The organism is Propionivibrio sp., assembly GCF_047602565.1.
Classification (GTDB): Bacteria; Pseudomonadota; Gammaproteobacteria; order Burkholderiales; family Rhodocyclaceae; genus Propionivibrio.
Genome location: NZ_JASGGX010000001.1, coordinates 1,286,924 through 1,301,338 on the forward strand (window position 1 = coordinate 1,286,924; position 14,415 = coordinate 1,301,338).

Here is a 14,415-nt window from a genome sequence, read left to right on the forward strand (position 1 = left end):
CATGGCCACCAAAGCACATTCCCCCAGCCGCATCCGGAACGCATTGGGCTTCGGATGGACGCAGCGCAAGAATTTCTACCGGCACCTCGCCATCCAGAGCGCGAATGGCGTGCCGCTCGAACGCGCCCTGGACAGCTTCCTGCCGCGCCTGCACCGCAGCCGCAAGGTCTACGCCGCCGGAGTCATCGCCACGGTCGCCAGGCGCTTCCGGGACGGAGCTCCTCTGGCCGATGCGCTGAAGGGCTTCGTCCCGCCGGACGAACTGGCAGTCATCCGCAGTGGCGAGCTCGGCGGCACCCTGGCTGACTCCCTGGCCCTGATCATCGAGTCGGCGGACAGCGTGCAGCGCGTTCGGAACGCCATCCGCCGGGCCGCATTCACGCCCGCCGTCTACACCGTGGCGACCTTCGTCCTGCTCTGGATCATCGGCCGCTACGTGCTCCCCGATCTGCAGCAGGTCCTGCCCGCGCAGCGCGCCCAGGGGTCGGTCGCCCTCCTCTATGCCCTGGGCGACGTCGCCAACAGCCTGTGGGCCGCGCTGCCGCCGGCCATCGCGCTGGCGTGCGCGGCCTGGGTGTACTGGGCCATGCCGAACTGGACGCACCCGACGCGCCTGGCGGCCGAGCGTTTCTTCCCCTTCAGCTTTTACCGCGACACCACGGGGTTCCGCTGGCTGATGAGCTTCACGTCCCTGCTCGGCGCCGGCGTACCGGACGTGGAGATTCTCCAGATGCAGGCGCGCGACGCCTCCCCCTGGCTCGCCCAGCGCCTGCGGACGTTCCACCGGGCCATGATCAACGGCACGTCGTTGTCGGGCGCCCTGCTGACCCGCGCCAAGGGACGCCGGCCCTACGGTTTTCCCAACCCGGACATCGTCAACGACATCACGAGCTTCGACGGCTTCCCGGATTTCCACATCAACATACAGGCGCTGGCCCGCGAATGGGCGCGCGACCTCGAGGAAAAGACCCTGCTGTGGGCCTCACGCATGGGTTTCTACTGCGAAATGGTCCTGTTTGCCGTCATGGGCTTGCTCATGGTGGCCATCAACGACCTCTCCTCGCAGATCTCCCACGTCACGGGCATGTGACGACCTTCATCCATCCATCAAGGAGTCGAAACCATGAGTGAAATTCTCGGTGCCATTTTCAAAGCCATCGTCGCGCTGCTCTCCCTTGGCGCGGTCGTCGGCATCGGCGTCACGGCCTCCAACGGCAACAAGAACGCGAACGCCGTGGCCGAACTGTCGCAGTTGGTCTTCAACGTGCAGGCCAGTTATCCGAGCGGTGCCTTCACGAGCCTGACCAACACCGTCGCGACCGCCGGCGACAAAGGCTCGCGCATGGCGCCCGAAGGCATGATTTCCGGCACCAGCCTGGTCAATCCCTGGGGCGGCGCCGTGACGGTGAACGTCAACGCCGGCAATGCCGCGCGCTTCGACGTGACGACGGCCTCCGTCAGTGCGAGCGGCTGCCAAAAACTCGCGACGAACATGGGCACCGCCCTGGCCCTGTCGATCAACGGCACGGCCCAGACCCTGCCGATGGACGCCGGCACGGCCACGACCGCTTGCCAGAATTCGCCGAATTCCATGGCCTTCACCTTCGGCCACTGACCCGGGACGCCCGATGACCTCGCTTGCCGACCTGGCGTTTTCCGATTTGTGCATCGACCCGGTGATCTCCCGATCCTGGATCAAGGCGACGCCGGATTCGCTCAAGGCCGAGCCGCTGCCCGGCGCGTGCCACGACGAAGCCGGGCACCTCCTGGTTGCCCTGGAGGCGCAATTCCGGCAGGTCGGCAAACCCAATTTCCGCTTCGTCTGGCGGGAGAATCCCATACGTGTGCAACGCATGCAGCTGTACGACGGCACCGCCGTTTTCATCTGCCGGCAATTCAGGAAACTGGCCGGCGGCCTGACGGGATTGGGCGTCCCCCGGCCGGTCGCCGCCGAACTCCTGTCGCCGCGCCTGCGGGAAGGGATGGTCGTTTTCCTGGGGAAAGCCGGCTCCGGCAAGACCACGGTCGCCGGCACGCTGATCGTCGAGCGCCTGGCCACCCTGGGCGGCATCTGCTGGACCATCGAAAACCCCATCGAGATGACGCTCGAGGGACGGCACGGCCAGGGCATCTGCTACCAGACCGAGGCCAGTTCCGATGAAAGGATGGCGGCCCTGATCGCCGAGGTTTACCGGGCGACCCCGAACATGATTCTGGTGGGCGAGGCGCGGGACGGGCACACCGTCCGCGAGGCGCTCGTCGCCTCGCTCTCCGGGCATCTCGTCATTCTCACCCTGCACGCCGGAGACATCATCACGGGCATTTCGCGCCTCGCCAGCCTCCATGGCGGCGGAAACGCGTTCCGGGTCTTGGCCGACGCGCTGCGCGTCCTGGTACACCTGAATCTGCACCACCCTCCGCCGCTGCGCCCCCTGCAGACCGCGCAGCGCGTGCTTTCCGTCGAGCCGTTGCTGGTCAACGCCGAATCCGTCCAGGCCGTCATCCGCGATGGTTCGCTGCACATGCTGCGCAACGAGATCGAACGGCAGCGCCGCGTCTTCATGTCCCACGGGCAGGAGCAACGCTGATGGGGGCCTCGCCGCTGTTTCCCCTGTTCGTCGCCCTGTTCTTTCTCGGCATCGCCGCCCTCGGCCGCAATCATCTCGAGATGAGCCGGAGCCAGACGACCACCGTGGCCGATACGGTCCTCCAGGCCGGCGCCTTCCTGCACTATCGGGGCGCAGTCACCGCCTACGCCGTGGCCCACCCCGGCTGGACCGGCACGGTGCCCGCGGCCCACCTCGACGGCCAGGGCATCACCACGGCAGTCCAGGGACTATTCAGCCATCAAGTCGTCGCCAGCACCGCCGGCAGGCAGGTCGTCGTGTACGCCGGCATGCCCGGCAAAGGGTATGAGGTCTATCGCCAGGCAGAAGGGGACGCCTCGATCGGCGTGGCCGTGAACGGGCAGTTCCAGTCCTTCAATCAAGGCCTGCCGGCGGTGCTCCCTATCGCCGTCCCGGACGGCAGCGTCATTTCATTCGTGGAAGCGGGCAACTAGCCCCGGAGACAAAAAATCATGGCACCGATCCTCGGCGCGCTCTTTGCGATTCTCATCGGGCTGCTGTCCGTCCCTTCGCTGATCTCCTGGCAGAATCAGGCCAAGAACAACGTCAACGCGGCCTCGATCGCCCAGCAGGCCCGCCAGGTCGTCCTGGCGTCGAGCCAGTATATCCAGGCGAATGCCGCCACCCTCCAGGCGACGGCGACAGCCAGTACGCCGGTCACGGTTTCGGTCGCGCAACTGCAGGCCGCCGGGCTGCTGCCGGAGGCATTCAAGGCGACCAATCTGTACAACCAGACGTGGCAGCTCCAGGTTCTCCAGCCGACGGCCGGCAACCTGCAGGGCCTGGCCATCACCACGGGCGGCGAGGCGATCAGCGACGTGCAGGCAATGCAGGTCGCCAAACTGATCGGCTACGAGGGAGGATTTTTTCCGAAGAACGATACGGGACTGTACCCGGGAGGCGCCGACAACGCCCACGGCGCCAGCTGGGGGCCGCTGTCCGCCGCGGGCTACACCCGTCAGGCGGGCCACATCGCCTTGCTCATCAACTTCAACAACGGCCAGCTCACCGACAATCGCCTTTACCGGAACGCGGTGCCCGGCCAGCCCCAGCTGAACACCATGACGACCCCGCTCATCATGGCATCGACCCAGACGCAAGACGCCGCATGCGGAACGAAGGGGGCGATTGCCGCCGACAGCACGGGAGGACTGCTCGTTTGCCAGTCCTCGCAATGGAAGTCGCCCGGATCGGCGTACTGGAAGGACCCGGTGGCGAATTATGCGAGCCTGCCGGCGACCGATCCCGTGGGGGCGGTACGGATGACGGTCGATACCGGCCGGGCATACATGTGGACCGGAGGAGGATGGGCGGCTCTTGCCGTCGATCAGGACGGCAATCTGACGGTACCGGGAACGCTCAGCGCAGCGGGCGGCCGGGTAATCGCCTGGAACGCGGTGTCCGAAGGCGGCGTGCTGCAGTTGGTCGGCGCGAACGGCGTGAGCATGTACCTGGAGAACAACAACGGTACGTTTCGTTTGATCAATCATCCCTGGAACGCGCAGCTTCTGTCCGTGGATCAGAACGGGAACCTCTCGACCAAAGGCAACGTCGCGGCCGACGGCGCACTGATGCCCGGCCTGACCGTGGCGGAAAACAGCAGCTGTGCCGGGTACCAGGAAGGCGCGATCGCGCGATCGGCCAACACGTCCGGTTTAACGCTTGCCTGTCAGTCCGCGACGTGGAAAAGAACGTCAAAAATGACCATCAACTATGGAGCATGCCAATACTACGGCTGGGGCGGCTTCTATGGACTCTGCCCCGTCGATCACTTCATCGTTGGAGCGGTCACCAGGAATTCCGATAGCGGCGAGTGGAACGGCTTCTATTGTTGCCCGCTCAACTAGCCACCCGATAGGTTTTTTTCATATCCTTTTTTCATCAATTTGATCATATTTCATAGCCTGTATTCTTGGAGGCACGGAAGATAGACGATATACTGTTCGGGTAGCGAGGCAGATCCGCTTCGCCAACGAAAATCCGCCGCCGACGGGGTCCTCTCCCCCCGCCGGCAAACAAGACCCGTCGCACGCGTGGCGACGGGTTTTCATGCCTTCATGCTCTTGGAGAGGAATCGCCATGCCCTTCCGGCCCATCTTGCCGCGCCCAACGCCGGCATGCCCAGCAAATCGCGCACCCCGCAGAACGTCCGGTTTCAGTAGCGTCGGCCGGTAGGTCGTCGGCATGCACAAGAAGCTCAGGCCGTACCTGCCTGTCTTCATCGTGGCCGGAATCGCCGCTCTGGCACCGGTCGCGATGTTCCTGGCCAGCATTCTCTATTTTCTGCTCCACAAACTCAGCCCTCTCCGGGCCAGTTTCTGGAGCTGGGTGGACTACGTCGTCAAGGACCCTTCCGATCGGCTGGTGCAGCTGAAGGCGATGGGCATTGCCCTCTTCACCACCTACCTGCTGATCCCGCTGTTCATCTCGACGCTGCTCCACAAGAAACCGGCGCTCCACGGCGAGGCGCGTTTCGCGACCGCCCACGAAATCCGGCAGGCCGGACTCTTCGATCTCGACGGCATCATCGTCGGCCGATATGAGGGGCGCCTTCTCCGCTTCGGCGGCCAGCAGTTCGTGATCCTGGCGGCCCCCACCCGCTCCGGCAAAGGGGTCGGCATCGTCATTCCGAACTGCCTGACCTACGAACAATCCCTCGTCGTCACCGACCTCAAGCTGGAGAACTTCAAGAAGACCGCCGGCTACCGGAAAGCGGTCATGGGCCAGGACGTCTTCTTGTTCAGCCCCTTCGCCGGCGAGCCGGCCGATCCGGACGACCCGGACAGCGAACCGACGCCGATGTGCAGCCACTGCTGGAACCCGCTCGATGTCATTCCGCACGGGATCTTCCGCATCGGCGAGATCATGAGCATCGGCAAGGTGTTCTGGCCGGGCACGGACGAGAAGAACAAGTTCTGGGACGAAGGCGCCCGCAACGTGTTCGTGGCCATCGTCCTGATGCTGTGCGAGCTGCGCGACCAACGGAGGAAGGAGATTGCCGAAAACGGCAAATCCGGCCTGCCCGACTACCCCGTCTCCTTTGGCGAAGTCCTCCGCCAGGCGAGCGGCCGTGGCACCGGCAAAACCGCCAAGGCCCATTTCAAGACCCAGCTCGAAATCTACCCCTGGCTCTCTCCCCGCTGCCGTGACGCCCTGACCAAGTTCGCCGCGTCCACCGACGACGTCGCCCAGAGCACCATCGACACGCTCACCAACCCGCTGGGCATCTGGCTCAACCCGATCGTCGATGCCGTGACGTCCACCAGCGATTTCAGGCTGTCCGACGTGCGCAAGAAGAAGATGACGATCTACGTCGGCATCCCGCCGAAACGTCTGAAGGATTCCGCCCGTCTGATCAATCTGTTCTTCTCCCAGCTGGTCAGCCTCAACACCGGCCAACTCCCCGAGGACAACCCCAAGCTCAAGTACGCCTGCCTGTCGCTGATGGACGAATTCACCGCCTTCGGCAAGATCGAGATCATGGCTGAAGCGGTGTCCTACATCGCCGGCTACAACCTGCGCCTGATGCCGATCATCCAGTCGATTGCGCAACTCGAAACGACCTACGGCAAGGGGGATGCCAAGAACTTCGTCACCAACCACGCGATGCAGATCGTTCTACGCGCCTCGCGAGCAGGAAGACGCCAACAAAGTCTCCGAGGCCTTGGGGTATTTCACCCTCAAGAACGACAGCCGCAGCCGCTCGACGGGCGGACGCGGTGGCGGTTCGATCAGCACGTCGGACCAGCGCCGGGCGCTGATGCTGCCCCAGGAGGTCAAGAGAATGGGGATGTGGAAGGAAATCATCTTCCTGGAGAACACCGAGCCTATTTTCTGCGACAAGATCAAGTATTACGAGGATCCGTTTTTCACGGAACGGCTGCTCCCGGCCCCCACGATGGCGGCGCTGGACATCGACCTGTTCCTGGCCCGCCAGGAAAATCGCCTGCGCGAAATCACCAACGCCGACATCGACTTCAGCGAACTTCGCCTGGTCGATCCGCCGGGCGCCTCTCAGCTCCAGCTCGTCGGCGAGTGCGGCCCCATCCCGATCGACTACGGCGACCCGATCGACGAGCGGGCCATGCTCGATGCGGTCGGGACGCTGTACTCGGCGGCCGGCATGCCGGCGGAGCGCATCGCCACGGTTTCCGACCAGGTCCGTACGGAAGCGCAGGCCCGGGCGGCGGCCCTGGAGGCGTTCGAGAACGGCCCGCGCACGGCGCCGCTGGCGGGCGATCACGGCCGCGCCGTCTCCGGCGCCGACCTGGCCAGCGTCTTCGGCGACCTCGGCGACGAACTGGAACTGATCGAGGCCGATACCTCCCCGCTGCCGGAAGACACCGCCGTTCCTCTGTCGCCGGACGACATCGACACCGCGTTCGGCGTCGGCGCGCCGGCATCCCAAACGGCCGATGCCGACGCCCCCTTCGCCGAGATGGCCAGCGCCTTCGGCGGTGATGAGCCGGATTCCGATTCGATGGAGTTCACGCAATGAGCGACCCCCGACTGGTGACTGAATACGACAAAGCACACGAAGCCTTGAAGTATGCCGACCCGAACTGCGACCGCCTGACCTGGGTGCGGATCGCCACCGCTCTCAAAGGTGCGTTTGAAGAGAAGGTCGGTTTCGAGCTGTTCGATACCTGGAGCAAGGGAGGCGACAAATACGACATGTACGCGACCCGCGACACCTGGAAATCGGTCAAACCCGGCAGCGGTGTCTCCCTCGGCTCGCTCTACCACGAAGCGAAAAAAGGCGGATTTCGGCCGTATGAGTGGCAAACGCAGGCGGCGCCGGTACGGGTGGATGACGGCCAGCGAGCGGCGGAACGTGCCGCGGCTCTGGCAGCCGAGGCAAAGGAAGAGGCGCGCCGGTACGCCGAAGTGGCACAGAAGGCTGTGGAGCTGTTCAAGAAGGCGCGGCAGGTCGCGGCCGATCACCCTTACATCGTCCGCAAAGGCCTGCGGGATCACCCCTGGTTGCAGGCCGAGGCGGTGGCTCCCCGGGAAATGGACGCCGCGGATCTCGCCAGGCACCTCGGCTACAAGCCCAAGGCCAAGGGCGTGCCGCTGGCCGGCCGCGTGCTGCTGATCCCGATGATCGACGGCCGCACCATGACCACCCTGGAATTCATCGACGGACACGGCCGCAAGACCGCCCTGGCCGGCGGGCTCAAGAAAGGCGCCTGGAACACGCCGGTGCCGATGGGTCTGCATCTCGCGGCCAACCCGGACACGCCCATCGTCGTCGTCGAGGGCTGGGCCACCTCCTACAGCGCCCAATACGCCTTTCTGCGGCCTGAACTCGAAATGCCGGGTGCCTACGTCGTGGCCGCCGGCGCGGACACCAACCTGGGCAACGTGGCGCGCACGCTGCATGCCCAACATCCCGATGCGCCGATCGTCATCGGCGCCGACGTCGGCAACCCCGACAGCATGGACTACGCACGGAAAGCGGCGGCGTCGGTCGGTGGCTGTGTCATGACGCCAGACTTCCCTGACGAACAGTTTCACTTTTTGCAGGGCTATCTTGGGAAGTCCCCCACCGACTTCAACGACCAGCTCGCCTACTACGTGGCGAACCGCTTGCCCCTGGACGGCTTCCTGAAGGACTTGGACTACGCCTTCCGGCATGCGGAATTTCCCGACCGTTCGGAATTTCCCGACCTTGTTCCGGAGGCGGCTGTCTCGCACGCCTCCAGGGCAATTTCAATCCCCCGCGAGGCCCCCGCATTCACAGGAGACAGGACGATGGAAGCAGAAGCACCCAGCACGCACGCCCCCACCCAGAAGCGCGAACCCGGCGAGCCGCTCTACGACATCAAAACTCTCCCGGACGAAACCCGGGACGCCGTCCAACGCATTTTTGGGAGTCGCCATACGCTCTACGCTCCCCGTGAAAACGGCGGGCCCTACAGCGGGGAGGTGCACGAAGCCCCGGGTTATCTCATCCAGGAGGTCGGTTCGCGCTCGCTCGTCGTCCACGACAAGACGACGCTGCAATTTGCCAACGATCGTCTGAAATGGATGGACGAAAACCAGAAATTGAATGGCCACGAGTTGTCGGTCTTCTACAACGACAACCAGGCGAAGGTCTATCCCTACGACCGTGTCCGCGACGAGCTGGACCGGGCGGTCGGCTCCTTCAAGAAATCGGCGAAGGAACTGGGCCTGGATCCTCAGTTCGCGGACCAGCTCGACAAGGCCTTCACGAAATCGATGGACCGCATCCAGGGCCTGCGTAAAGAGGCCCAGGCCAAGGCGAAGGAGTCTCGCGCCGCCAACACGCCGGCAGCCCCGGCACCGCAGGCGAAAACCGAGCAGCACCCCCAGCCCGCCAAACCGACCCGCAAAGCCAAGCGGTAACCCCGAGTAACGCGGCGCCGGCCGTCTAGAAGACGGTTGGCGCAGCTGCTCGGCAGAGACATGCCCCGATGAAAACCTCCAACTTGCCCAACGATCCCGAGTTCACCGCGATCGCACGCGCCTATGGTCACCAGTTCTACAACGCGGTCAGTCTGGAAAACGGGCAAAAGAAAACCCCGGCAGTCTCTCCGAGGGATACCCCCGAGCAAGTCGGGGAACGCGCCACATCGGCCAATACCGAGGTTGACTCCTTTATACGCCCGCCGCTCCGCTACATCAATCCCGACACGCGGCCGCGGCATCAGCGGCACCCGCACCGAACTCAAAAACCGAGGGACAGCCGCAACCCACCCAACCGGCCCGCAAACCCTGGCCCTAACCCTTTGGCGGTACAGCACCAGCCGTGCGAAGGACGGTCGGTACAGCTGCCCGGCGTAGACATACCCCGATGAAAACGTCCACCCTACTCGACGATCCTGAGTTCGCCGCAACCGCGCGTGCCTATGGCGGCGCCAAAGGCTACGCGCAGGCTCAGGTCACCGGCCGGACGAAGCTGACCTACCAGCAGTGGGTGCAGGTACGGACGCCGGTGTTCAAGGCGTGGTTCGGGGATTGGGAAGGCGGCAATGCCCGCATCCAGCCGGTGACACTGGATTTGGCGGGTTGGTCAGGCAGCGCCTCCGAACTGAGCGCACTGGCGCGTGAGGTTTACACCAAGGAACTTCAGGGGACCACGATCGATAACGCCAGCCTGGGCGCGCCTGTAGCTTTCTCGGCGGAAGGTAAGGGCGAAGCGTTCGGCGCACGCGGCAAGCTGCGCAATCCCGCTCGGGCCGAACTGGTGCGAGTATTGCGTGAGGTGGTCGGTGGCGCTGTTGCGGTAGCGCAGGAAGCGCCGAAGAAGGGCCGCGAAGTGGATACACGGGCGTTCCATACGTTGGTGGCACCGCTGTCGGTGAACGGCCAGACGCACGCGGTCAAGGTGACGGTACGCGAGGCGCTCAAGGTGCCACCGGGCGACGCAGCGCACAAGTTCTACGATGTAACTTCCATCCAGATAAACCGAAGCCCCGATGTGCATGGACTTGATGGTACCGAGGCACCAGCGCATCCCGCTCCTGTCGAGGCTTCGGTTGTTATGGTAGCTGATCTGGCGCGGGCCTTCAATCTGAATGTGCACGTTGATCCAGCCTCCGTCTCCAAGGTCACCGATCCCGCCACCGGCGAACCTTTAGTGCTGTATCGCGGCACGGAGGCCACTTTCGCCGCGTTCAGCCGGGAACACCCGCGAGACGACGTTCCGTTCCCACCGGGGCTTTTTTTTACAAGGACTCCGCCGTCCAGCGATGCAGCACCCCCCGTATTCCTGAATGCCAAAACGCCCAACGGCGCAATTGACCACGTCCACGACGGCGATGCCTGGCTGGTGTTCGACCCGGCCCAGGTCCAGAACGCCGTTGGCAATCCCCATTCCCTCGACCAGGACGAGCTGACGATCGTCCTGGCCAACCTTTCAGCAGGAGATCAAACCATGGCGAATCCCATTCAGAACGAATCCGCGGTTTACGGAGGAATACCCCCGGCCGAGCCTGGCAGCGGCCTCGTTCACGACACGCCCCTCGACAGTTCTGGTGAACCAGAGACACGGGAACCTTGGCGCCTGGAAAACGGCGTTGTGGATGACGTTCTCTACTACGCCGAAGGTCAAGAAAAATACGATGAAGCGATCCGCGACGGCAACCACGCGTTGGCCGACGATATCTCGGGATACTACAACCTAGCTCACCAGAAGGAGCTTTCCGGTTTCACGCTAGAGAGCTACGCCCGCGACTATGACGAGGCGCACAGACTGAATGCCGCGATGGATCCGGCCCGTTTTTCCGAGGAAAAGCCGGCGACCCCGAAACGGACCAAGAAAACCACGGCCGGCGCCCAGTCCTCGCCGGCGTCGAAAGCGACAAAACCGAAACGGGCAAGCTCGGCTAAGGCCAAGGGGGATGCGGCTTCGAAGCCACAGGCCACCGCTCCCCAGGAAACGGTAACGCCGGCGCCGGTACCCTCACCTGCCCCACCCCCGGCAGACGTCGCCGCACTCGACCCTCACGCCCAGCAACGCCTGGACCGCGTCTCGTCGAACCGGGCCGCCGACCTGGCAGATGCGCAAAAGAAACTGAACGCAGACGCGGCGAATCGGGCCAGGATCCATCTCCTGCAGGATCCGATCGGGCGGCACATTGTCGCCATCGATCGCGGCGGTGTCACCAAGGCATACGCCGTCGATGAAAATCCGGGTATCGCGGCCAAGACGGTCAACACCCTTCGTGACGGCATCCGCAAAATCGGCGACCTAGCCGGGGAAATCAACTTCCTCCCCGACGTCATCAAGACCCGATTCCGCCTCAAAAGCGGGGAGGAAAAGATCGCCTACAACGTTGACCCCGAAGGCGTCGATCCCCGGCATTCGCAAATGCGCGAAGCCGGGCTTGGCGAAAACGACCGGCGCAATCTGGTCGTGATCCCGGAGGGCAATCCGGACGAGATTTCCAGGCACGTCCTGCCGTCGTCCCATCTGCCCGACGATGTCAGGAAACGGTTCGTGTACAGCGACACGGTGCCCGGCCAGTATTTTGACCGCAACCGCAAGCTCGCCTTCATCGACAAAGGTGGTCGTCTTGCCACCGACCAGAACGCCCCCGAAATCATCGCCTCGATGGTATCCGTTGCCCAGGCCAAAGGCTGGAAGGCAATTACCGTCAAGGGGCACGAGGACTTCCGGCGCGAAGCCTGGCTGGCCGCATCCTTGGCCGGTCTCGAGGTCAAGGGCTTCAAGCCGAGCGATCCGGACTTGGCCAAGCTCGAGTACGAACGCCAGCTGCGGCTGGGCAATGCCATCCAGCCGGCGCTACCACCCCCCGCGACGGTCGTGAATGAAATGGTGGGAACTTTCCCGGAAGCGCCACCGCCCGTCATCGGCGCCGAGGCGGTTGCCCTGGGCGAGGTAGCCCGCCTCAAGGGGGTCCGTGAGGATCAGATCCCCAATTTCATGAAGACGGCCCAGGCCTTCATCGACGAAGCCAAGCGTGTCGGCATCGATCTGCCCGCCTTGAAAGTCTTCGATCCGGCGGCGCCGGCGACGCCCACCATCGCCACTCCCGACAAGGCGAAGGAACCGGCACGGGGCATCGACCTTCCGCACCCGGACAAAGCACCGAAGCGATAACACGGCCCGGCGAATATGCACATCACACAGGAATTCATGCACGACCTGGCGGAAAACGTCCAGCGTCCCGAGCTGCCCGACACCGGCGAAATCAGCAAGACGATGGCGCTCCGCTATCTCGCTCCGGAGATCCTCCAGCTGCGGCTCCTGGGGTTCAAGCTCGATGCGATCCGGACGCTCCTGGAGGAGGAACATCTCCAGGTATCGCTGCCGCTCATGCTCAAGACCTTACGCCCGTCTTCTCTGCTGGTGGAGAGCATCGATGAGTGACACCGTCGTGATCGTCACGCGCGCGTCACGGGATGCCGGCGAGGCCTTCACCGCCTATTGCCGGCGTCGGCGGTCGACCGTCGCGGAGCAGCTGCGGCGCCTGATCGGCGAGGCCTTGGAAGAAGATATCCAGCACGACGTGGAAATCGCCCCGCGAACGATCGGCCGCGGTGCGCTGCGCTTCGAGCTGCGTCTGCGCCCGAACGAGGGGCGCCTGGCGGGCCAGCTTGCCGAAGCCGATGGAATCACCATCCAGCAGTGGTTTATCGCCCGCCTGCTCGATGCCGGCCTGAAACGTGACGACTGTTTCGTCAATACGCCGGAGGCGCGCCGCCTAGCCGAGGAGATCGAGCGCATCATGCGCTCGCTGCTCGGGATGGCGAACAATCTGAACCAGGTCGCCCGGGTATTGAACAACACCCGGACGTCTAGCCAGAAGATCGCGCCGGAGCGCCTGATGGTGCTGTCCATGATCGAGAAGGATCTGATGGCCTTCGTCCACCGGGCGCATGCGGTCCTGGAGAAGTTGGACAATCCCCGCGGCCTCAAACCGCTGCCCAAGAAGAACTCGATTCCCATCACGCGCGAGCTGTGCGAGCAGATCCGCGGGAAGCTCGACGTGTTCATCCGTGAACGCGGTGCGGACCGCCCCTGATGGCGTATCCCAAGGTTTACGTTGACGGCATTCTGCTCAATTGGGCGGACAGGCTTTTTCCGGCACCCTACAAACGTCCGCGCAGTGCGCCAGGCCTGTCGCCGGTGCTGCTCCACCTCGCGCTCCGGTCCGGCGGAAAAGCCGCCCGGGTGCGTGCGCAGGTCGATCGGACGGCCCGAAAAGTGCCGGAAGTGATGGTCAAGGTCACCAATAAAAAAAGCGCCGGTCGGGGAATGGCGGCCATCCGGGAACATCTCGATTACATCTCCCGCAACGCCAAGATCGAAATGGAAGACCAGGATCGTGAGATCTTCAACGATCGGCAGGCGCTTCGCCAGCTAAAGGAATCCTGGCAGGTCAGCGGCCGGCGCCGGATCCCCGACGAAACGGAGAACGGGCGAGGACTCGATGCTTTGAACCTCATGTTTTCCATGCAGCCCGGCACGCCGCCGGAGCTCGTGAAGGACGCCGTCCGGGATCTGCTGCAGGAGGAGTTTCGCGGCCGCGAATACCTGTTTGTCCTGCATACGGATAAGCTGCACCCGCACGTACATGTCTGTCTCAAAACCGAAGCGACCCGGGAACTGCCTCGCCTACGGCATGGGCGAAAAGAGCTACAACGCTGGCGCGAAGGATTCGCGGAGAACCTGCGGCAACGCGGGATCGAGGCGAATGCTACCCCACGCCCGACCCGGGGACAGCCGCGGTTCCCGGTCCCACTTCATGAATACCATCGTGACAGGAAGACGCCCCGGCCGCCGTCTCCGCCTCCGCCCGTCAGCCCGCATGCGTTCCAGCCCCAGCGTGACGCCTGGCGCGCCATGGCCCACGTCCTGAACCGGTCGAGCCGGCCGGAGGACGTCGGCCTGGCCAAGCGCATCGTCGCGTTCTGGCGCAGCACGCCCGTCGGCGCCGTCGCACCCTCTCCTTCTTCTCTCCCTCCGGAACCCCGAAACCATGAAAACCCCGAAAGACTCCAGCGCGCCCGCATCGCCGCGGCTCGACTTAACCACCCTGCCCTATTTGAGCCCGACCCTGGAAACCCTGCAACTCGCCGGCAAATTGAACCCCTTTCCCGCCTGCGGCATGTGTCCGGCGGCGATCTGGTACAGGACCGCCAAAACCCTGAACTGCTTCTGCAGCCGCATGCACGCGGTCACCTGGAACGGTAAAGAGGAATCCGCCGTACTGAACTGCGACGGGCAGGTGCTGGCGATATTGCAGATGGAAGTAGCTAAGCGTGAGTGATCGAGCCCACCAACTCGAAGTGACAA

General features: G+C 64.1%; 10 protein-coding genes and 1 pseudogene. All 11 read left to right on the forward strand.

What is annotated here, in order from left to right; genetic code table 11:
- The first annotated feature begins 1 nt into the window (after position 1).
- The 11 genes and pseudogenes from QM701_RS05850 to QM701_RS05900 all read left to right on the forward strand — a co-directional run bounded on the left by QM701_RS05850 (position 2) and on the right by QM701_RS05900 (position 14,313).
- Positions 2-1,090, forward strand: a complete 1,089-nt coding sequence (locus QM701_RS05850; RefSeq protein ID WP_415166153.1) for a type II secretion system F family protein — start codon at positions 2-4, stop codon at positions 1,088-1,090.
- Between the two features lie 33 nt (positions 1,091-1,123).
- Entirely contained in the window at positions 1,124-1,615 is a 492-nt protein-coding gene (locus QM701_RS05855; RefSeq protein WP_415166154.1) for a type 4 pilus major pilin, read from the forward strand.
- A 13-nt stretch (positions 1,616-1,628) separates the two neighbouring features.
- On the forward strand, positions 1,629-2,588 hold the full coding sequence (locus QM701_RS05860) for an ATPase, T2SS/T4P/T4SS family (RefSeq protein WP_415166155.1): 960 nt from the start codon (positions 1,629-1,631) through the stop codon (positions 2,586-2,588).
- Positions 2,588-3,061, forward strand: a complete 474-nt coding sequence (gene pilM, locus QM701_RS05865; RefSeq protein ID WP_415166156.1) for a type IV pilus biogenesis protein PilM — start codon at positions 2,588-2,590, stop codon at positions 3,059-3,061. Before QM701_RS05860 ends, pilM begins: the two co-directional genes overlap by 1 nt.
- Before the next feature lie 18 nt (positions 3,062-3,079).
- Positions 3,080-4,474, forward strand: coding sequence for a shufflon system plasmid conjugative transfer pilus tip adhesin PilV (gene pilV / locus QM701_RS05870; protein ID WP_415166157.1), 1,395 nt, complete (start codon positions 3,080-3,082; stop codon positions 4,472-4,474).
- A gap of 532 nt (positions 4,475-5,006) precedes the next feature.
- Positions 5,007-7,125, forward strand: a pseudogene (locus tag QM701_RS05875) (type IV secretory system conjugative DNA transfer family protein).
- On the forward strand, positions 7,122-8,996 hold the full coding sequence (locus QM701_RS05880; protein ID WP_415166158.1) for a PriCT-2 domain-containing protein: 1,875 nt from the start codon (positions 7,122-7,124) through the stop codon (positions 8,994-8,996). The pseudogene QM701_RS05875 and the gene QM701_RS05880 overlap by 4 nt, the downstream one beginning before the upstream one ends.
- Positions 8,997-9,444: 448 nt before the next feature.
- Positions 9,445-12,216 carry an LPD7 domain-containing protein gene (locus tag QM701_RS05885; RefSeq protein WP_415166159.1) on the forward strand — a complete coding sequence of 924 codons (2,772 nt, stop codon included), beginning with the start codon at positions 9,445-9,447 and terminating at the stop codon, positions 12,214-12,216.
- 15 nt (positions 12,217-12,231) lie between these two features.
- Positions 12,232-12,486 (forward strand): hypothetical protein, encoded by a 255-nt coding sequence (locus QM701_RS05890; protein ID WP_415166160.1) that lies wholly within the window; start codon positions 12,232-12,234, stop codon positions 12,484-12,486.
- Positions 12,479-13,141 carry a plasmid mobilization relaxosome protein MobC gene (mobC, locus tag QM701_RS05895; RefSeq protein WP_415166161.1) on the forward strand — a complete coding sequence of 221 codons (663 nt, stop codon included), beginning with the start codon at positions 12,479-12,481 and terminating at the stop codon, positions 13,139-13,141. Before QM701_RS05890 ends, mobC begins: the two co-directional genes overlap by 8 nt.
- Positions 13,141-14,313, forward strand: coding sequence for a relaxase/mobilization nuclease domain-containing protein (locus QM701_RS05900; protein ID WP_415166162.1), 1,173 nt, complete (start codon positions 13,141-13,143; stop codon positions 14,311-14,313). Before mobC ends, QM701_RS05900 begins: the two co-directional genes overlap by 1 nt.
- The last annotated feature ends 102 nt before the right edge of the window (positions 14,314-14,415 follow it).